Source organism: Micromonospora sp. CA-249363 (assembly GCF_050950185.1).
GTDB lineage: Bacteria > Actinomycetota > Actinomycetes > Mycobacteriales > Micromonosporaceae > Micromonospora.
Genome location: NZ_CP192020.1, coordinates 875,877 through 894,509 on the forward strand (window position 1 = coordinate 875,877; position 18,633 = coordinate 894,509).

The window sequence follows — 18,633 nt, forward strand, 5'->3', positions numbered from 1 at the left end:
CGTCAGCGTACCCCGGCTTTGCGGGCTCATTCCTGGCCGAGCGGACCCACCCGGCGGCGCTCGGTCAGCGTTCGGCGGCCCCTCGTCCGCGGCGTCCGAACGGCACCACCGCCGCCTCCTGACCGTGACTCAGCAGGTAGCCCTCCACGAACCCGGTGTTGCGATCCCCGGTGTGGGTCTCGATCTCGTTGAGTCGTGCCACCAGGAACTCGGTGAGTGCGCTGATCCGGTCGTTGAGCCGTTCGTGCAGCTCCGCGACGACGGCCAGGATGACCGCCGTGCCGGCGCTGGTGAGCGCGAAAAGGTTGACGAGCAGCGGCAGCTGCCCACCGTTGACCGCGAGGGTCACCACGTTGCCGGTCGCCCACAGTGTCATCGACACCGTGGCGACCACGACTCCCCACCACTTCAGGGTCATGGACAGACCCCTCCTTCTGTCCCGCAGGGCTAGGTTCGGCCTTGTCCCGTCCCCCCGCCGATGACGAGCCCAAGCAGTACGAATAGGGACGCTAGCGTGCCCGTTCCTGCCCCGGAGCGAAACGAATGAACCTGACCAGGCGTTCTTTCGCCATCTGAGGAACTACCCGGCCTGATTGCCCCTTTTTCGGACATCGACCGGCAGCGTTGGGCGGTATGCGAGGTATCTAATGGTTTCGCGGATGTGGAACTTCTCCGCGTCCGACACGTTCGGATCGACCAGGCGGCGCAGCAGGGCCTCCACGTCGGGGTCCATCGGCGGGGCCGGCTGGCCGGCGCGTGGGCCGCTCGCGGTGCGGTCCCAGCCGAGCGCGGCGAAGGCGGCGGCCGGGTTGAGGCCCAGGCCCTCGCAGAAGGCGACCACGCGTTCGGCCTCGGGGTCGCTGGCCCAGTCGCCGCGGACCCACCGGTTGATGGTCTGTCGGGAGACGCCGGTACGCCGGGACACCTCGGTGCCGCTCCAGGCGCGCGTGGCCCGCGCCTCGTCGAGGGCGCGCCGAACGAAGGTGGCGAAGGCGATTTTTCGCGCGTTGGCCGTCTCGGTCACCCCGTGACGGTACGACCAGCCGTCTGCGGGTGTTTGCCCAGGCACGCTGCTGTCACGCGGACGTGACGGCACTCTCGGATTCGTGCCAAACGATCCAGCGCCGCTTTCGAGGGGTGTCACCCGGGCAGAATAGATGCCCGTCGTGGCGAATGTAAGGGGACGAAAAGCTGATACTGTCACGCTCATGGGACAATCTACGGTGTGTCACGTGCATGAGACGACTGGTGCTCACATGCGTCACGCTCCCGACGCCGAGGGGGTGTGGTGACCGAGCTCGCCACCCGAGCCCAGGCCTTCGGGCTGATCGCCGAGGGAGTGGCAGCGGGGCTGAGTGCCCCGTGGCGCCTCTACCTCGCCCGAGGCTGCCGATACCTGTCGCTGAGCGTCGGCGACCGCACCGAGTGGAACGCCTGGCGTACCCACCTCGGCTGCCCCGAGTTGAGCGTCCGGGTCTACGACGCCGGTGGGGAGATCCGTCGATCCTCGGTCGCCGAGGTCCTGCTGGACGGCTGCCGGATCACCGTCGAGCTGGTCGAGGAGGTCAGCACCGACGACCTGGACCGGCTGCTGGTCGCGGACCCCACCGCCGATCCCACCACGGTCGAGCCGGAGGAGCGATGAGCCGGCGTCCGGGCCGGGCGGGGGCCGCCCGATGAGCCCGTTCCTCGTGGTCTTCCTCGTCCTTGTGCTCGGTGCCACCAGCTACGCCGCCGGTCGCCTGCACGGGCAGCTCAGCTACCGCATCGGCTATCGCTTCGGCTACCGCCAGGGCTACTTCGACGGTGACCGGGGCGCCTGGAACCGCCGCCGTCGCGATGCCCAGGCGGCGATCGCGTCCGCGCTGTCGGTCTCCTCGCCCGCGGCCGTCCGCTCCGCCGGCACGGTCGTCCGCGCCGACGCGGCGGCACGCCCCGGCACCACCTACACCGGCTCGTCGTTCGCCGCGCCGGCCGCCCCGATCACCGGGCGGCACCCGACCGGCACGCTCGTTCGACGAACCGGCTGAGCCGGCCGGCGGGTCGCCCCGGGCGTCCCGCCGACCGGCCCGCGGAGAACGCGGTGCGTCGTCCGCGGCGGACACGCACCGACGGGGCCACGTCAGACCGGTGACGGTGGCCCCGCCGGCCGGGATGCGCGCAGGGGGCATGCATCCCGGCCGGCTCTCCGCACCGCTGTTCACACGGCCGTCCCCAGAGATCCACGATCGCCCCTAGCCGGGACGGTCCGCCGCCGCTAGCGTCTAGGCATGGCGCGGGGTTCTCCCGGGCCAGCCGGTCCACCCGGATCTGCGACCTCGCGCACGGGGTTCCGCATCCGACCCCTCCGGGCACCGGACGAGGCGGAAAACGGGTGGCCGGGTGCCCATCCGTCGGAGCAGGCCTGTGACGACTCGCCGTACCACCGCCGGTGCCGACCAGACCCCGGCCGCGACTGCCACGACCCGCCGTGCCACCCGGAGCCGCCGTGCGGCGGACGCCGCGCCGGCCGAGAACAAGGAGCCCCGACCAGCGGGGCAGGCCTTCGTTCTGGACACCTCGGTGCTGCTGTCCGACCCCGCGGCGTTCCACCGCTTCGCCGAGCACGAGGTGGTGCTGCCACTGGTGGTCATCACCGAGTTGGAGGGCAAGCGGCACCATCCGGAGCTGGGCTGGTTCGCCCGGCAGTCGTTGCGGATGCTCGACGAACTGCGCATCCGGCACGGCCGCCTCGACCGACCGGTACCCGCCAACGATGCGGGCGGGACGCTGCGGGTGGAGCTCAACCACACCGACGACGGCGTGCTGCCCCCCGGGTTCCGTACCGAGAGCAACGACGCCCGGATCCTGTCGGTGGCACTCAATCTCGCCGCGGAGGGGCGCGACGTCACGCTGGTCAGCAAGGACATGCCGCTGCGGGTCAAGGCCGCCTCGGTGGGTCTGCGCGCCGACGAGTACCGCCACGGTCAGGCCGGCGACCCGACCTGGACGGGCATGTCGGAGATGGAGTTGAGTGAGGAGCAGATCGGCCAGTTGTACGGCGGCGAGACGCTCGACCTCGACGAGGCGGCGGGTCTGACCTGCCACACCGGCCTGGTGCTGCACTCGACGCGCGGTTCCGCGCTGGGCCGGGTGCTGCCGGACAAGTCCGTCCGGTTGGTCCGGGGGGATCGTGAGGCGTTCGGGCTGCACGGCCGCTCGGCCGAGCAGCGGATCGCCCTCGACCTGTTGCTCGACGAGACGATCGGGATCGTCTCGCTGGGTGGCCGGGCCGGCACCGGCAAGTCGGCGCTGGCGCTCTGCGCCGGCCTGGAGGCGGTGATGGAGCGTCGCCGCCACAAGAAGGTGATCGTCTTCCGCCCGCTCTACGCCGTCGGTGGTCAGGAGCTGGGCTATCTGCCCGGCTCGGAGTCGGAGAAGATGTCGCCCTGGGCCCAGGCGGTCTTCGACACGCTCGGCGCGGTGGTGCACGAGAACGTGCTGGAGGAGGTCACCTCGCGGGGCATCCTGGAGGTGCTGCCGCTGACCCACATCCGGGGGCGCAGCCTGCACGACGCCTTCGTGATCGTGGACGAGGCCCAGTCGTTGGAGCGCGGGGTGCTGCTCACCGTGCTGTCCCGGATCGGGCAGGGGTCGCGGGTGGTGCTCACCCACGACGTGGCCCAGCGGGACAATCTGCGGGTCGGCCGGCACGATGGTGTGACCGCGGTGATCGAGGCGTTGAAGGGTCATCCCCTCTTCGCCCACGTCACGCTCAGCCGTTCGGAGCGGTCGCCGATCGCCGCGATGGTGACGGATCTCCTGGAAGACATCCCGCAGTGATGGGGGTTTCGTATACTTCGTCCCTATTTTAAGTGTGGCGCAGGTCACAAACGGCCCGGTCGGTTTCCCATGTGCCTCACTGTGCGCGATGGTGTCCCACGAGCGCCCACGCACCACAGGTATCGTCGGTGATCGTTCGCCCGAGGTCAGGGCGGCAGCAGTGACGGTCGGTGCGTCGGCGCGACCGGCTCACCGGTCGGGGCGCTCACGGCACGGCTGAGGGCTGACGTGGCCCGGTGCCGCGCCGTGTCCTTGCCCCCGACGAAGGGACCACTTCGTGAGTCGGCTGTGGAGCCGGTTGGGTGCCCGTACGGCCGCTGTGGCATTGCTCTCCGTGGGCGTCGCCGGTGGCTTCTACCTGGGCGAAGACCGGGAAACCCAGCAGCAGGGCCTGACCGCGCAGGTCGGCGTCGAGGTCGACCGGACCGACTTCGCCTACCAGCGCGAGCGCCAGGCCAACCACCAGGTCGCGTTCGCCCGGCAGCGGGCCGCCGAGTACCAGGCCAAGCTGCGGGCGGCCCAGGCGGCCAAGGAGGCCGCCGAGCGGGCCCGTAAGGCCGAGGCCGCCGCCGCGTCGCGCAAGCGCGAGCGCGAGGCCGCGGAGCAGGCCGTCAAGCCGTACGACGGGCCGATCCCGGCGTCCTGCGCGGAGTACAGCGGCAACCGCAAGATCGGTTGTGCGCTGATGCTCGAGAAGGGCTTCGGCATCGCCGAGTTCCCCTGCCTCGAGAAGCTCTGGACCAAGGAGAGCGGCTGGAACCACAAGGCCAGCAACGGCTCCTCCGGGGCGTACGGCATTCCGCAGTCGCTGCCGGGCAGCAAGATGGGCTCGGTCGCGGACGACTGGCGGACCAACCCGGCCACCCAGATCATCTGGGGGCTGGGCTACATCAAGGGCAAGTACAAGTCGCCCTGTGGCGCCTGGACCTACTTCCAGAACAACGGCCACTACTGACGACGTACGACGGCGGGGCGGGTGGACGACCACCCGCCCCGCCGTCGCGCGTACCCCGCTCGGGACGTGAGTGGCGGTCGGCCCCTTTTGCTGATAGCAGTTGGGGGGTGAGCCTGCACCCGCCAAGCGGCGACCCGTTCCGGTTCGGCACCGAGGCGTTCTACGCCGCCCTCGGCCGGGCCTTCGTCGCCATGTGCGCGGTGGTCCCGTTCCTCTTCCTCATCGAGGCGATCGACCAGGGGCTCGCGTTCGGCCTGGACGCGACCGCCGGCATCATCCCGCACCGCATCGACGGCCTCGACGGCGTGTTCTTCTCGCCGTTCCTGCACCACGGCTTCGACCACCTCTACAGCAACAGCATCCCGCTGATCCTGCTGGGCACCTTCGTGCTCGCCGCCGGCGCCCGCCGGTTCCTGTGGTCGACCCTGATCATCATCCTGGTCTCCGGCCTCGGGGTCTGGTTCACCGGCTCGCCCAACTCGGTGGTGGTCGGCGCGAGCGGGGTGATCTTCGGCTACCTGGGCATCCTGCTCACCCGTGGCATCGTCGAGCGGAGTTGGTGGAACTTCGCCGTCTTCCTGCTCGTCGGCCTGCTGTACGGCTGGCAACTCGTCGGCATCCTCCCCACCGACGAGCGCATCTCCTGGCAGGGGCACCTGTTCGGGCTGCTCGGCGGCGTGGTGGCCGCGATCCTGTTCCGCCGTCGCCGGCCCACCGTGGACGGTCCGGACTACTCGGGATCCACCCTCAGCCTGGGCTGACCGGCTCGTCGGCGCGCCCCTGGGACATGCTTGCCCGACCGCTGCGCCCCGCCTACCGTCGAGATCAGCACGCGTTGATCCGCGAGCGGAAAGCGACGGTACGCCATGCGCGAGGTCGATGTCGCCGTGATCGGAGCCGGCCCCGCCGGCCTCTTCGCCGCGTACTACGCCGGGTTCCGTGGCCTGTCCGTGGCGGTGATCGATGCGCTTCCCGAGCCGGGCGGCCAGGTCACCGCCATGTACCCGGAGAAGCTGATCCTCGACGTGGCCGGCTTTCCCGCCGTCAAGGGTCGCGACCTGGTCGCCAACCTGGTCGCCCAGGCGGCGCCCTTCGCTCCGCGGTACCTCCTCGGCACGAGAGCCGAGAAGCTGTCGTACACCGATGACCGGCCGGTGCTCGGCCTGGCCGGCGGCGAGCAGCTCGGCTGCGGCGCGGTCGTGGTCACCGGCGGGCTCGGCAGCTTCAGCCCACGGCCGTTGCCCTGCGCCGACGGCGCTCCCGGTGCCGGCATCGTCTACTTCGTGACCGACCCGGCCGAGTTGACCGACCGGGACGTGCTCATCGTCGGCGGCGGCGACTCCGCCTTCGACTGGGCGCTGACCCTGCAACCGCTGGCCCGCTCGGTGACCCTCGTGCACCGGCGGGAGAAGTTCCGGGCGCACGCCTCGACGGTCGCCCGGGTGCTGTCCCTGCCGGTGCGGGTGGTCGTCAACGCCGAGGTCACCCGCCTGATCGGGGACGCCACCGTGACCGGCGCCGAGGTGACCGTTCGCGGCGGTGCGGCCGAGACCCTTCCGGTGGACACGGTGGTCGCCGCGCTCGGCTTCACCGCCGACCTGGGCCCCCTCGCCGAATGGGGGCTCCGGCTCGACCGCCGGCACATCGTGGTCGACAGCGCGATGGCGACGAACCTGCCGAGGGTCTTCGCGGCCGGCGACATCACCGAGTACCCGGGCAAGGTGCGCCTGATCGCCACCGGCTTCGGCGAGGCCGCCACGGCGGTCAACAACGCAGCGGTGGCCATCGACCCGAGCGCCCACCTGTTCCCCAGGCACTCCTCCGACGCGGGCTGACCGTCGGTATCGGACACTGACCGGTCCGTGTCCGGATCGAGACGGGTCGGTCGGACCCTGAGGGGATGACGGGGACCCGGAGAGCACGTGACGGCGCGCCCACGACCCTGGCGTGGCTCTGCCACCCGGTCACGGTGGTGGGCCTGGTGGTGCTGGTCGTCAACGACCACGTGCTGAAGGCGGCGTATCCGGGCCTGGTGACCGGCAAGCTGAGCGACGTCGCGGGCCTGGTGCTCGCTCCGCCGCTGGTCGCGGTGCTGCTCACGTTGCTGGTGCCGCGGATGCCGGCCCGCGGGGCCGCGCTGGGCGGCCTGGTCGCCGTGGGTGCCGGGTTCGCGGTCGTCAAATCGAGTGGGTACGCCGCTGAGCTGGCCTCCTCGGCATGGACCGTACTGGCCGGGCCCTCACTGGTTCGGGCCGACCGGACCGACCTGTTCACGCTGCCGGCGCTCGGCCTGGCGTGGTGGAGCTGGACCCGTTCCCGCCGCCGGCCGGTACGGCACCGGACGGCTCGGCTGGTCCGGCTGCTGGTCGTGCTGCCACCGGCGGTGTTGGCGGTGGCCGCCACCAGCGCGGTCCGCTACCCGTACGCGCTGGGCGTCACGACGTTCGACGGTGCCCCGGCGATCAGGTCCGGCACAGGCATCGAGCGAGACTGGCCCGAAGGACCGGCCGACGGCTGGTGGTCGGTCAGTGACGACGGGGCGACCACCTGGCGAATGGCCACCGACGCCGAGAGCTACCTGCTGCGGGCCCAGGATTCCCCGCGCCAGCAGGCGTGCGCGCCAGACGAGCCCAAGCGCTGTTACCGGGTGGTCCCCGGGCACCTGCGGGTGGAACAGAGTGACGACGCCGGGGTCACCTGGCAGATCGCCTGGGAGGTGTCGGACGCGCGGCGCGAGGCGCTGGCCCGCCGATACCCGAGCCCGGGCGACGTACGCCGACACTTCTCCTCCCGCGAGCTGGCCGTCTATCCACATGCCGGCGGTGGCCACGAGGTGCTGGTGGCCAACGGCCGGGACGGATTCCTGCGCCGTCTGTCGGACGGCGGGTGGCGGCGCGACGGCCACCTCGGTCCGTCCGACCACAGGGACCACCAGAGCGATCTGCCGGCGCTCGACGACGACGGGCCGGTGCAGCGCGAGACGGATCTGCTGCTCGCCGTCACGCTCGCGTTGCTGCTCGGCTGCGCGGTCACCGTGGTGGCCGGTCACCTGGCGATCCGACGTGGCGGAGGGAGCCGCTGGTGGGGGATCACCGGTAGTCTGCCGATCCTGCTGGCCGCGGTTGTGCTGGAGTCCGCCTGGCACCGCGGCGACGACACCGGCGTGGTGGTCGTGACCCTGTTCGTCATCCTGCCGTTGGGCGCGCTGGCGGTGACGGGCCTGCTCCTGGTCCCGTGGCTCGGCAGCGCGCCGGGTCGTTGGGTCGGATTGGCCGTGGGCAACCTCCTGCTCACCGCGAGCCTCGCCGGACTGCCCCTCGCCGGCTGGCTGAACGGCGGTCTCGCGCCCGCCCGGGTGGCTGTCGTACTGGCCCTGCTGGCCACCGTGCCGGGCCTGCTGCTGGCCGTCCGGCTCGCGAGCCTGGCCGACCCGACCCGCGAGGAGAACCGGCGCGACTCGCCGCCCTACCCGCCGTACCAACCCCTGCCGCCGCGAGCGCCGCTGCGCTGACGCCGGGGCCCTCTCCCGCGTGTTGATCTTGCCGGTGTCACTTGATCGACTCGGCTTCCGGGAAACCGGGGCATCGGAGGCGGTAGGACAGCGCAGTTTCCATGAACCCGAGTGGATCAGTCGGCTCTCGGGGCGGCGGGTGGGGCCAGGGCGGCGATCAGCACGGCCACCAACGTCAGCGCGGCCCCCAGCAGGCTGTTCACGCTGGGGTGCGAGGCCGCGGTGGGCAGCACCAGGTCCAGCAGCACGGCCCCCACGATCTGACCGGCGATGGTGGCCAGGCCGAGCAGCAGCACACCGGTGAAGCGCACGATCGCGGCGGCGATCGCGATGAACACGATGCCGATCGGGCCGCCCAGGTAGAGCCACGGCTCGCTCGGCGCGTGACCGGTCGGCCAGCCGCGTACGGCGATGTCGACCGCGAACGCGACCAGCAGGGTCGCCGTGCCCACGGCGAAGTTGACCAGCGTGGCGGTCAACGCGCTGTCGGCCGCCGCCCGGACCTGCCCGTTGACCGCCTGCTGCCAGGCGATGCCCACCCCGGCCAGCAGGGGCAGCAGCGCCAGCGCAAGCCCGCCCGGGTCGCCGAGCCGGTCACCGACCGCCAGGACGACCGCGAGCACCGTGAGCACCGCGCCGGCCAGGCGCTGCCGGGTGACCGGCTGCCGCCCCGTCGGGCCGATGCCGGCGCGGTCGACCGCGAGGCTGCTGCCGGACTGGCCGGCGACCACCGCCACGGTGAAGACCGCCACCCCCAGCGAGCCGATGGTGAGCCCCTGCGTGGCCACCAGCAGCGCGCCGCACATCCCCCCGAGGCACTGCCACGGGCGCAGCGTGCCGGCCGTGAGGGCCCGCCGTACGGCGAGCAGCCCACGCCGCCCGCCGGGGGTGGCCGGCACCAGCACCAGCAGCACCACCAGGCCCAGCCCGAACGAGACCACCGCTGCGGCGAAACCGTCGGCCAGGCGTACACCCAGCTCGCCGTTGATCCGAGACTGCGCCGCCACCGCGACCCCGGCGACCGACGCCAGCGCGACACCGATGATCCGGCGGGTGGCTGGCAGGGTCGACGGAGCCGCGGTGCCGGTGCCGCTCACTCCTGTTCGGCGAGCGGGCGACCGTCGAAGTCGACCGCGGAGTAGAGCGCCAGCTTCTCCAGGCGGTGGTACGAGTCGATGACCCGGATGGTGCCGCTCTTCGAACGCATGACGATCGACTGTGTGTACGCGCCGCCGGACCGGTACCGCACCCCGCGCAGCAGGTCACCGGAGGTGACGCCGGTGGCCACGAAGAAGCAGTTGTCCCCGGTTACCAGGTCGTCGGTGCCGAGCACCCGGTCCAGGTCGTGCCCGGCGGCGAGCGCCTTCTCCCGCTCCTCGGCGTCGCGCGGCCAGAGCTTGGCCTGCATGGCGCCACCCATGCACTTGAGCGCGCAGGCCGAGATGATGCCCTCCGGGGTGCCGCCGATGCCCATGAGCACGTCGACGTCCGACTCTCCGCGGGCCGCCAGGATGGAACCGGCGATGTCGCCGTCGGAGATGAACCTGATGCCCGCGCCGGCCCGGCGGATCTGGGTGACCAGGTCGTCGTGGCGGCTGCGGTCCAGCACGCAGACCGTCACCTCGGAGACGTCGGTGCCCTTGATCTTGGCGATCCGCCGCAGGTTCTCGGCGACCCCGGCGTTGATGTCGATCACGTCGACGTACGCGGGGCCGACCGCGAGCTTCTCCATGTAGAAGACCGCGCTGGGGTCGAACATCGCCCCTCGCTCCGAGACGGCGAGCACCGCGAGGGCGTTCGGCATGCCCTTGCTCATCAGGGTGGTGCCGTCGACCGGGTCGACCGCGACGTCCACCTCCGGGCCGGTGCCGTCGCCGACGTGTTCGCCGTTGAAGAGCATCGGGGCGTTGTCCTTCTCGCCCTCGCCGATCACCACGACGCCGCGCATCTGGATCGAGTTGATCAGTTTGCGCATGGCGTCGACAGCGGCGCCGTCTCCGCCCTCCTTGTCACCCCGGCCGACCCAGCGGCCGGCGGCCATCGCCGCGGCCTCGGTGACCCGGACCAGGTCGAGGGCCAGGTTACGGTCGAGATCCTGTGGGATCCGCGTCCTGGTGTTCGTCATGACGGCTGCTCCTCCTCGCGACGGTGCGGGGACTGCCGGCGGCGGAGCGGCACCGCTGCCGGCTTTGTCGCTGATCCTCACACGATGGCCGACCGAGCGCCGGTGCGGGGCGGTGATGGGCCGGATACCGCCGGTCGGGCGGCTGCGAAGATGGCAGGGTGGAACCCGCACAGCCTGCTGACCGCGTACCCGCCGACCAGACGCCGCCCGACGGCCAGACGCCGGCCGACCTCCCGGACGCCCCTGGCGCCGGGCCCGCCGCGACGGACGCGGCGGATCCGACGGCACCGACCACCGGCGAACCGGCCCTTGTCGCCGGCGCGGCGACCCCCGTGGCCGAGCCGGGCCGCGTCGAGGAGGGGCCGGCGGCCCGGCCGTCACCGCCCCGGGCGGCAGCGACGGCCAGGTCCGAGCGGTCGCCCAAGGACATGGCGATCTCGCTGCTGGTGCTGCTCATCCCGATCGCGCTGCTGCTGGCGTTCTACCGGGGCTTCCTGGGCGGGGACCAGGCCAGCACCGTCGACCCCGCCCCGGCGATCGAACAGGCGCGGTCCGCGAACACGTTCCCGGTGAGCGAGCCGCAGGGGCTCGGCTCCGGCTGGCGTACGGTCAGCGCCCGCTACCAGAGCGTCGAGGGCGGCGCGACCCTGCGGATCGGCTACCTGACGCCGGAGGGCAGGGGCGTGCAGCTCGTGCAGAGCAGCGTGCCGGCCGAGCGGCTGCTTCCGGCCGAGCTGACCGACCAGGGGCAGCCGCAGGGCCCGACCGAGTTGAGTGGCCGCGCCTGGCAGCGGTACACGGCCCGGGGGAACCAGCAGGCGCTGGCCCTGCTGGAGCCGACCCGCACGGTGCTCGTGATCGGTGACGCGCGGGACAACGAGCTGCGGGAGCTGGCCGGCGCGCTGCGCTGAGGGGTCCACTGTCGATGAGGCGCACGCCGAGGAGGCCGGTCCGGTACGCTCCCTCGGCTCGGTCCGGCCCGCACCCTGTGGCCGGGCCATGTCCACCTCTGTGAAGTGAGAACTCAGTGAACATTCGACGGTGGAGCTTCGGCTTCCTCGCCGCCACCCTGCTCGTCCCCGGCTTGGCCGCGTGCAAGTCCGACGCTGCCGAGCCGGCCGCCGCCCCCAGCGCGTCCGCTCCGGCCGTACCGGCCGACCCGAAGGAGGCGCTGCTCGCCTCCACGAAGGAGATCGCCAAGGGCGACTTCACCTTCACCCTGGCGGGTGCCGACCTGACCGGCGGTGGCCTGGTGCACAAGCCCAGCAACAGCGCGCAGTTGACCATGAAGATGGGCGACGACTCGCAGGACGTGTCGATGGAGATGGACCTCATCTACATCGACTCGGAGAGCTGGGTGAAGATGGAGATCGGCGGCGCCATGGCGGCCATGGTCCCCGAGCTGGCGAAGAACAAGGGCAAGTACCAGCACCTCGACAAGACCAAGGCCAAGGAGATCAAGGACCTCCAGCTCGACCCGGAGACGCTCGACCCGGTGGACAGCGAGACCCTGGTCAAGGGCGTGACCGAGGTGCAGAAGACCGGCGAGGGCACCTACGCCGGCAAGATCGACATCAGCGCCTCGGCCGAGTCGGTCGCCCTCGACGAGGACGTGGTCAAGGCGCTGGGCGCCCAGGCCAAGGCGCTGCCGTTCACCGCCAAGCTGGACCCGCAGGGCCGCCTCACCGAGCTGGTCATCTCGGTGCCGGCCGCCGGCGAGACCGCCGCGCACGACATCAAGATCGGGTACGCGGGCTACGGCGCCGGCACCGGTGCGCAGAAGCCGCCGGCGGACAAGGTGGTCGAGGCCTCGGCCGAGACGTACGAGATGTTCAAGTAGGTCGCACGACGGGCCGGGGTGACCACGGCTTACCCCGGCCCGGTCCGTTTCGGCGCCGGTTGTTCGCGGACAACCGGACAACAAGGGTGATTGTCCGACGCGTCGACAGGGAACAAGAAGAGAGCGATCCGGGCGCGCCGCTCGGTCCGGATCGTGCGACGTGGCCGAAGGGCTGCCGCGTCGCCCGGTTTCCGGCGCCGACCAGGTCGTCGGGTGACCCCCTTGGGAGACACGTATGACTGTTCGACGACTGGGAGCCGGCCTGGTAGCCGCCGCCCTGTTCACGCCCGCACTGGCCGCCTGCGCCGGTGGCACGACCGGCACGGCCGGGTCAACCGCGTCCCCGACGGTGAGCGCGTCCGGGGCGCCGAGCCAGTCCGGCGGTGCGCCGGTGTCCGGCGACGCCAAGCAGGCACTGCTCGACTCCACCAAGGCGATCAGCGACGGCAACTTCCGGTTCACCCTCTCCGGCGCCGGGTCCACGGCCGAGGGGCAGGTGCACCAGCCGAGTCAGAGCGCCGCGCTGAAGTTCGCCATCGGCGGCCCCTCCTCCGACCTGGCCATGAAGCTGGACGTCATTCACGCCAAGCCGGACAGCTGGGTGAAGCTGGAACTGACCGGCCCCACCGCCAACAGCCTGCCCGCCATCAAGCAGCTCAACCTCGGCAAGTACCAGCACCTCGACCAGGCCCGTATCAAGGGCAACAAGAACCTCGGCTTCGACTTCGACAAGGTCGACCCGGCCGGCAGCGCGGTGCTGACCCAGGGCATCACCGAGGTCCGCAGCACCGGCACCGGCACGTACGCCGGCACCATCGACATCACCAAGGCCGCCGAGGCGGGCTCGCTGAACGCCGCCACGATCGCCGCGCTGGGCACCCAGGCGAAGACGGTTCCGTTCACCGCGAAGGTCGACCCGCAGGGCCGGCTGAACGAGCTCGTCCTGCAACTCCCGGCCTCCGGGCAGACCACCGCCCAGGAGATCAAGATGACGTACTCCGACTACGGCACCGCCAGCCCGGCCCAGAAGCCGCCGGCGGACCAGGTCGTCGAGGCGCCCGCCGAGCTGTACAGCCTGTTCAACTGACCGTTCGTCGGGTGGGGTGGCTCCGGCCGTCCCACCCGACGATCAGGCGGAGGGGTCCTGGCGGGCGGCGTCGATCCGCGCCCGGGCACCGTCCAGCCAGCGCTGGCAGATCACCGCCAGCGCCTCGCCGCGCTCCCACAGCGCCAGCGACTCCTCCAGGGACGTGCCGCCGGCCTCCAGCCGCTCGACCACCGAGGCCAGTTCGGCGCGGGCCTGCTCGTAGCTGAGCCGCTCGTCCGGCCCGGCCTTCGTGTCGTCAGTCATCGCGTCCATCTCAGCACACCCCGGTCGGTGTCACCGCGTCGCCACGTCTGCGTCGACAGTCGCGGCCAGCTCGCCCTCGGCGAGGCGTACCCGGAGCGGGTCTCCCTTGCCGACCTCGGTCGCCGCCCGGACGACGTGCCCGTCGGCGCGCTGCACGATCGCGTACCCCCGGTCGAGCGTCGCGGCGGGGGAGAGGGCGCGCAGCCGGGCCAGGGTGTGCCGCAGGTCGTCGTCGGCGGCCGCCAGCCGGTGGTCCAGGCAACGCCCGGCGCGCTGTCGCAGCGCGGTCAGCTCGGTGGCGCGGTGCTCCACCATCACCTGAGGTCGGGCCAGCACCGGCCGGGACCGCAGGCTGTCGAGGCGGTGCGACTCCCGGTCGACCAGGTTGCGCACCGCCCGCTGGAGCCGGTGCCGGGCCTGACCGATGAGGCGTACCTCCTCGGCGAGGTCGGGGACGACCCGCTTGGCGGCATCGGTCGGGGTGGAGGCCCGCAGGTCGGCGACGTAGTCGATCAGCGGCGCGTCCGTCTCGTGGCCGATCGCGCTGACCACCGGCGTACGACAGCCGAAGACGGCCCGGCACAGCGCCTCGTCGGAGAAGGGCAGCAGGTCCTCGATGCCGCCACCGCCCCGAGCGATGATGATCACATCGATGCTCGGGTCGGCGTCCAGGACCTTGAGCGCGTCCACGATCTGCGGCACGGCGGACGGGCCCTGCACGGCCACGTTCACCGTCCGGAACTCCACGGCCGGCCAGCGCCGCCGCGCGTTGGTCAACACGTCCCGTTCGGCGGCGGACGCACGGCCGGTGATGAGACCGATCCGGCCGGGGAGGAACGGCAGCCGGCGCTTGCGGGCCCGGTCGAACAGCCCCTCGGCGGCGAGCAGCTTCTTGAGCTTCTCCAACCGGGCCAGCAGCTCACCGAGACCCACCTGGCGGATCTCGTCGGCCCGCAGACTCAACGTGCCCCGGGCGGCGTAGAACTCCGGCTTGGCGTGCAGGACCACCCGGGCGCCCTCGCGCAGCTCCGGTGCGCCGGCGTCGAGCACGTCGCGGTTGGTGGTGACGGTCAGGCTCAGGTCGGCGGACGGGTCACGCAGGGTCAGGAAGACGGTGGTGGCCCCGGGACGACGGCTGATCTGCGCCACCTGCCCGTCCACCCACACCCAGCCCAGCTTGGCGATCCACGCCCCGACCTTCTGCGAGACAACTCGAACAGGCCAAGGCTCCTCAGCACTGCTCCGGCCCTCACTGCCCCCACCACCCACACTCACGCACCCACCCTACGGATGCCCCCGGTGATCAAGAAGTTCGCGTCAGATCCGGGCGCGTTTCTGACGCGAACCTCTTGATCACCGAGATTCGGGCCCGGGTGCGGGGGGACGGCGGGCACGTAGGATGGGGGGGTGACTGATCTCCGGACCGGCAAGCGCGTGCTCCTGGCCAAGCCTCGTGGCTACTGCGCGGGCGTGGATCGCGCCGTGCAGACCGTCGAGGAGGCGCTGAAGCTCTACGGCGCCCCGATCTACGTCCGCAAGCAGATCGTGCACAACAAGCACGTCGTGCAGACCCTGGAGGCCCAGGGCGCGATCTTCGTGGAGGAGAACGAGGAGGTGCCGGAGGGCTCGACCGTCATCTTCTCCGCGCACGGCGTGGCGCCCGAGGTCTACGAGCAGGCGCGCGAGCGTTCGCTGAAGGCCATCGACGCGACCTGCCCACTGGTCACCAAGGTGCACCAGGAGGCGAAGCGGTTCGCCGCCGACGACTACGACATCCTGCTGATCGGCCACGAGGGGCACGAGGAGGTCATCGGCACCGCCGGTGAGGCGCCCGCGCACATCCAGCTCGTGGACGGCCCGGACGGCGTCGACAAGGTCACCGTGCGCGACCCGGAGAAGGTGGTCTGGCTCTCCCAGACCACGCTCTCGGTGGACGAGACCCTGGAGACGGTCGCCCGGCTCAAGCAGCGGCTGCCGCTGTTGCAGTCCCCGCCGAGCGACGACATCTGCTACGCCACCTCCAACCGGCAGCACGTGGTCAAGGAGATCGCCCCGGAGTGCGACGTCGTGATCGTCGTCGGGTCGACGAACTCCTCCAACTCGGTGCGGCTGGTCGAGGTCGCCCTGGACGCCGGCGCCCGCGCCGGTCACCTCATCGACTTCGCCCACGAGATCGACGACGCCTGGCTGGTCGACGCCCGCACGGTGGGCGTGTCCTCCGGCGCGAGCGTCCCCGAGGACCTGGTCCGCGATGTGCTGGCGCATCTGGCCGAGCGCGGCTTCGCCGACGTCGAGGAGATCACCACCGCCAACGAGCGGCTCACCTTCTCGCTTCCGCAGGAGCTCAAGCGGGACATGAAGGCCGCCGCGGCCCGCGGCTGACAAGCCGGGCTCCGGCAGCGGCGCCGCACGTCGAGCACGCCGCGGACCGCAAGCGTCGCGCGCCGGTGAGGTCGCGCGCGTCGCGGTGGAACGCCACGCCCGTCCCGTACGTCGAAGGCGGCATGAGGACTCTTCGGCTCGTCGTCCCCGCCCTGGTCGTCTGCGCGGCGCTGAGCGCCTGCGGTGCAACCGACGGTCCCGCCACCCCCGGCGGCCCGGCGGCGACGACCGGGCAGCCCGCCTCCGCGTCGCCGAGCACACCTGAGTCGCCAATCACTCCCGCCCCGCCGATCAAGTCGCCGGGCGGCCCCACCGTCCCGCCGCCGGTCGGCGCCACCGAACTCACCGGCACCATCACCGCCGGGGTGGAGCCGAACTGCGTGCTCCTCGACGGGTACCTGCTGGTGGGTGGCCCTCGGGACGTGCTGACCGCCGGCGCCCGGGTGACCGTCACCGGCCGGGTGGAGAAGGGGACGATGACCACCTGCCAGCAGGGCATCCCGTTCGTCGTCGAGAGCGCCAACCGCGGCTAGCGTCAGCGGCCGGCGTCGTCCAGCAGCTCCGGCGCCTGCGGCTGGCGCGGAGTCAGCTCCACCTGGGCGGGCGCCGCCAGCTCCTCGTCCGAGACGCCCAGCTCGGCGAGTTTGCGGGCGCTGACCAGCACCCGTGCCTCCAGCGAGCCGACCGCCCGGTTGTACGCGGTCACCGCGCCGGACAGCGACGAGCCGAGCTTGCCCACGTGGTCGCCCAGGGTGGAGAGGCGGCCGTACAGCTCCCGGGCGAGGGTGTGCACCGCCACCGCGTTGCGGGCCAGCGCCTCCTGCCGCCACGAGTAGGCCACCGTGCGCAGCAGCGCGACGAGGGTGGCCGGCGTGGCCAGCACGACGTTCCGGGCGAACGCGTGCTCCAGCAGCGTCGGGTCGCGTTGGAGCGCGACGTCCAGGAACGGGTCGGCCGGTACGAACAGCACCACGAACTCGGGCGAGCTGTCGAACGCGGCCCAGTACGACTTGGCGGCCAGGGCGTCGACGTGCCCTCGCAGGTGCCGGGCGTGCGCGTCGAGGTAGGTGTCCCGGCCACGCTCGTCGCGGGCCTCCATGGCGGTCAGGTACGCGTCGAAGGGCGCCTTCGCGTCCACCACCACCGACCGGCCGCCGTGCAGTCGTACCACCAGATCCGGGCGGACGACCTGGTCGTCGGTGGCGGCGGTCACCTGCTCGGAGAAGTCGCAGTGCTCCAGCATCCCGGCCGCCTCGACGATCCGGCGCAGTTGGTGCTCGCCCCAGCGGCCCCGCACCTGTGGCGCGCGCAGCGCGGCCACCAGCTGCTTGGTCTCGGTGCGCAGCTCTCCGGAGACCGCGTTCATCGAGCGGACCTGCTCGCGCAGCTCGGCGTACGCGTCGACCCGGTCGTGTTCCAGCTCGGCGACCCGCTGCTCGTAGCGGCGCAGGCTGTCGTGCAGCGGTGCCACGGCCCGGGCCACCGCCTCCTGCGACTGCGCCGTGGCCTCGTAGCTCAACGCCCGCATGGACTGCTCCAGCCGGCCCTCGCCCTCGCGGGTGGCCGTCAGGGTGGCGTCCAGCCGGGCGATGTCGGCCGCCGATCGGGACCGGGCCGCGAGCCAACCCACCGCGCCGCCGGCACCGAGGCACACGACCACCACCAGCAACGTCGAGACGTCCATCACCGGAGCTTGCCAGACGGGTACGACGTGACACCCGGGGGTACGTTCGTTGACATGGAAGCTCTGCTGTGCCTTGCGGTCATCCTCGCCGGCGTGGTGGGTGCCGGCCTGCTCGCCTACTCCCGGGTCAACGCCCAGCGGCGCGCCGCGCTCGGCGACGCCCGCGCGGACGCGCAACGGTGGTACGAGCGCCTCGGTGGCCAGTTGATGACCCTGCACGGCGACGAGCCCGCCGTCCGGCAGGCGCTGGCCGACGCCGGGGAGCGCTACAACGCGGCCGGTTCCCAGTTGGAGCAGGCGCGGACGCCGCACCAGTTCGCGCTCGCCCGGGAGACCGCGCTGGAGGGGCTGGCGTACATCCGGGCGGCGCGGACGGCGCTGGGCATCGATCCCGGGCCGGAGGTGCCGGCGCTGGCCGCCGCGCGGGGCGTCGGGCAGCTCACCAAGGAGCGCGAGGTCGACGTGCAGGGGCAGACCTTCCGGGCTGGCCCGCAGCCCGGTCGGGACACGCCCTACTACTACCCCGGTGGGCGGTACCAGGGCCGGCCGGTGCCGGCCGGTTGGTATTCGACGCCGTGGTGGAAGACCGCGCTGGGCGCGGGCGCCGGCGTGCTCGGCGGCATGCTGATCGCGGACGCGCTGTTCTCGCCGGCCTTCGCCGACCCGGGGTACGGCTACGACCAGGGCTACCAGGAGGGCTTCGGCGACGGCGCCGACTACGCCGGCGACCAGGGCGGTGACTACGGCGACCAGGGCGGTGACTTCGGCGGCGGGGACCAGGCGGGCGACTTCGGCGGAGGCGGCGACTACGCCGGCGGCGACTTCGGTGGGGACTTCGGCGGTGGTGGCGACTTCGGTGGCGGCGATTTCGGTGGCGGCGACTGGTGACGGCACGACGGTCGCGCGGAGGCCCGTGACGGGCACCCGCCGCTGAGCGACAGCACACAACAACGGGCCCCGGTC

The 18,633-nt window shown here is 72.1% G+C and carries 20 protein-coding genes; 13 read left to right on the top strand and 7 right to left on the bottom strand.

Annotation, left to right across the window (positions count from 1 at the left end; all coding sequences use genetic code 11):
• Positions 1–64: 64 nt before the first annotated feature.
• Together ACQPZK_RS04205 and ACQPZK_RS04210 are read right to left on the bottom strand one after the other, a co-directional pair.
• Positions 65–418, bottom strand: coding sequence for a hypothetical protein (locus tag ACQPZK_RS04205; RefSeq protein ID WP_433537028.1), 354 nt, complete (start codon positions 416–418; stop codon positions 65–67).
• A 162-nt stretch (positions 419–580) separates the two neighbouring features.
• Positions 581–1,024, bottom strand: coding sequence for an XRE family transcriptional regulator (locus ACQPZK_RS04210; protein WP_355239439.1), 444 nt, complete (start codon positions 1,022–1,024; stop codon positions 581–583).
• A gap of 264 nt (positions 1,025–1,288) precedes the next feature.
• On the opposite strand from ACQPZK_RS04210, the gene ACQPZK_RS04215 reads away from it, so the two are divergent.
• The 7 genes from ACQPZK_RS04215 to ACQPZK_RS04245 all read left to right on the top strand — a co-directional run bounded on the left by ACQPZK_RS04215 (position 1,289) and on the right by ACQPZK_RS04245 (position 8,288).
• Positions 1,289–1,645: a hypothetical protein gene (locus ACQPZK_RS04215; RefSeq protein ID WP_433537029.1), complete on the top strand. Its 357-nt coding sequence runs from the start codon at positions 1,289–1,291 to the stop codon at positions 1,643–1,645.
• A 31-nt stretch (positions 1,646–1,676) separates the two neighbouring features.
• Positions 1,677–2,030, top strand: coding sequence for a hypothetical protein (locus ACQPZK_RS04220; protein WP_433537030.1), 354 nt, complete (start codon positions 1,677–1,679; stop codon positions 2,028–2,030).
• 376 nt (positions 2,031–2,406) lie between these two features.
• The gene (locus ACQPZK_RS04225) at positions 2,407–3,822 is read left to right on the top strand and encodes a PhoH family protein (protein WP_433537031.1); all 1,416 of its coding nucleotides are present in this window, start codon (positions 2,407–2,409) and stop codon (positions 3,820–3,822) included.
• A gap of 277 nt (positions 3,823–4,099) precedes the next feature.
• Entirely contained in the window at positions 4,100–4,777 is a 678-nt protein-coding gene (locus ACQPZK_RS04230) for a lytic transglycosylase domain-containing protein (RefSeq protein WP_433537032.1), read from the top strand.
• A 107-nt stretch (positions 4,778–4,884) separates the two neighbouring features.
• Positions 4,885–5,538, top strand: a complete 654-nt coding sequence (locus ACQPZK_RS04235) for a rhomboid family intramembrane serine protease (RefSeq protein ID WP_433537033.1) — start codon at positions 4,885–4,887, stop codon at positions 5,536–5,538.
• Positions 5,539–5,643: 105 nt separating this feature from the next.
• Positions 5,644–6,612, top strand: a complete 969-nt coding sequence (locus ACQPZK_RS04240; RefSeq protein ID WP_433537034.1) for an NAD(P)/FAD-dependent oxidoreductase — start codon at positions 5,644–5,646, stop codon at positions 6,610–6,612.
• 65 nt (positions 6,613–6,677) lie between these two features.
• Positions 6,678–8,288, top strand: coding sequence for a hypothetical protein (locus tag ACQPZK_RS04245; RefSeq protein ID WP_433537035.1), 1,611 nt, complete (start codon positions 6,678–6,680; stop codon positions 8,286–8,288).
• A 116-nt stretch (positions 8,289–8,404) separates the two neighbouring features.
• Here the strand turns inward: ACQPZK_RS04245 and ACQPZK_RS04250 are convergent, their stop codons facing one another.
• Both ACQPZK_RS04250 and glpX read right to left on the bottom strand, forming a co-directional pair.
• The gene (locus ACQPZK_RS04250; protein ID WP_433537036.1) at positions 8,405–9,385 is read right to left on the bottom strand and encodes a DMT family transporter; all 981 of its coding nucleotides are present in this window, start codon (positions 9,383–9,385) and stop codon (positions 8,405–8,407) included.
• Positions 9,382–10,413 carry a class II fructose-bisphosphatase gene (gene glpX / locus ACQPZK_RS04255; protein ID WP_433537037.1) on the bottom strand — a complete coding sequence of 344 codons (1,032 nt, stop codon included), beginning with the start codon at positions 10,411–10,413 and terminating at the stop codon, positions 9,382–9,384. Before glpX ends, ACQPZK_RS04250 begins: the two co-directional genes overlap by 4 nt.
• A gap of 158 nt (positions 10,414–10,571) precedes the next feature.
• On the opposite strand from glpX, the gene ACQPZK_RS04260 reads away from it, so the two are divergent.
• The 3 genes from ACQPZK_RS04260 (at position 10,572) to ACQPZK_RS04270 (ending at position 13,340) form a co-directional block, all read left to right on the top strand.
• The gene (locus ACQPZK_RS04260) at positions 10,572–11,324 is read left to right on the top strand and encodes a DUF4245 domain-containing protein (protein ID WP_433537038.1); all 753 of its coding nucleotides are present in this window, start codon (positions 10,572–10,574) and stop codon (positions 11,322–11,324) included.
• A gap of 116 nt (positions 11,325–11,440) precedes the next feature.
• Positions 11,441–12,253, top strand: coding sequence for a hypothetical protein (locus tag ACQPZK_RS04265; protein ID WP_433537039.1), 813 nt, complete (start codon positions 11,441–11,443; stop codon positions 12,251–12,253).
• Between the two features lie 235 nt (positions 12,254–12,488).
• Positions 12,489–13,340: a hypothetical protein gene (locus ACQPZK_RS04270; protein WP_433537040.1), complete on the top strand. Its 852-nt coding sequence runs from the start codon at positions 12,489–12,491 to the stop codon at positions 13,338–13,340.
• Positions 13,341–13,382: 42 nt separating this feature from the next.
• Here the strand turns inward: ACQPZK_RS04270 and ACQPZK_RS04275 are convergent, their stop codons facing one another.
• Both ACQPZK_RS04275 and xseA read right to left on the bottom strand, forming a co-directional pair.
• Positions 13,383–13,604 carry an exodeoxyribonuclease VII small subunit gene (locus ACQPZK_RS04275; RefSeq protein WP_421474551.1) on the bottom strand — a complete coding sequence of 74 codons (222 nt, stop codon included), beginning with the start codon at positions 13,602–13,604 and terminating at the stop codon, positions 13,383–13,385.
• A gap of 30 nt (positions 13,605–13,634) precedes the next feature.
• Positions 13,635–14,873, bottom strand: a complete 1,239-nt coding sequence (gene xseA, locus ACQPZK_RS04280) for an exodeoxyribonuclease VII large subunit (RefSeq protein WP_433539107.1) — start codon at positions 14,871–14,873, stop codon at positions 13,635–13,637.
• A gap of 138 nt (positions 14,874–15,011) precedes the next feature.
• Between xseA and ACQPZK_RS04285 the strand changes: the two genes are divergently transcribed.
• Both ACQPZK_RS04285 and ACQPZK_RS04290 read left to right on the top strand, forming a co-directional pair.
• Entirely contained in the window at positions 15,012–15,986 is a 975-nt protein-coding gene (locus ACQPZK_RS04285) for a 4-hydroxy-3-methylbut-2-enyl diphosphate reductase (RefSeq protein ID WP_433537041.1), read from the top strand.
• Between the two features lie 122 nt (positions 15,987–16,108).
• Positions 16,109–16,519, top strand: coding sequence for a hypothetical protein (locus ACQPZK_RS04290; RefSeq protein WP_433537042.1), 411 nt, complete (start codon positions 16,109–16,111; stop codon positions 16,517–16,519).
• Positions 16,520–16,521: 2 nt separating this feature from the next.
• Here the strand turns inward: ACQPZK_RS04290 and ACQPZK_RS04295 are convergent, their stop codons facing one another.
• Complete coding sequence (locus ACQPZK_RS04295) at positions 16,522–17,670, bottom strand: DNA recombination protein RmuC (RefSeq protein ID WP_433537043.1); 1,149 nt, start codon at positions 17,668–17,670, stop codon at positions 16,522–16,524.
• A 54-nt stretch (positions 17,671–17,724) separates the two neighbouring features.
• Here ACQPZK_RS04295 and ACQPZK_RS04300 point away from each other — a divergent pair, with 54 nt between their 5' ends.
• A complete protein-coding gene (locus ACQPZK_RS04300; RefSeq protein ID WP_433537044.1) occupies positions 17,725–18,558 on the top strand; it encodes a hypothetical protein in 834 nt (277 codons plus the stop codon).
• The last annotated feature ends 75 nt before the right edge of the window (positions 18,559–18,633 follow it).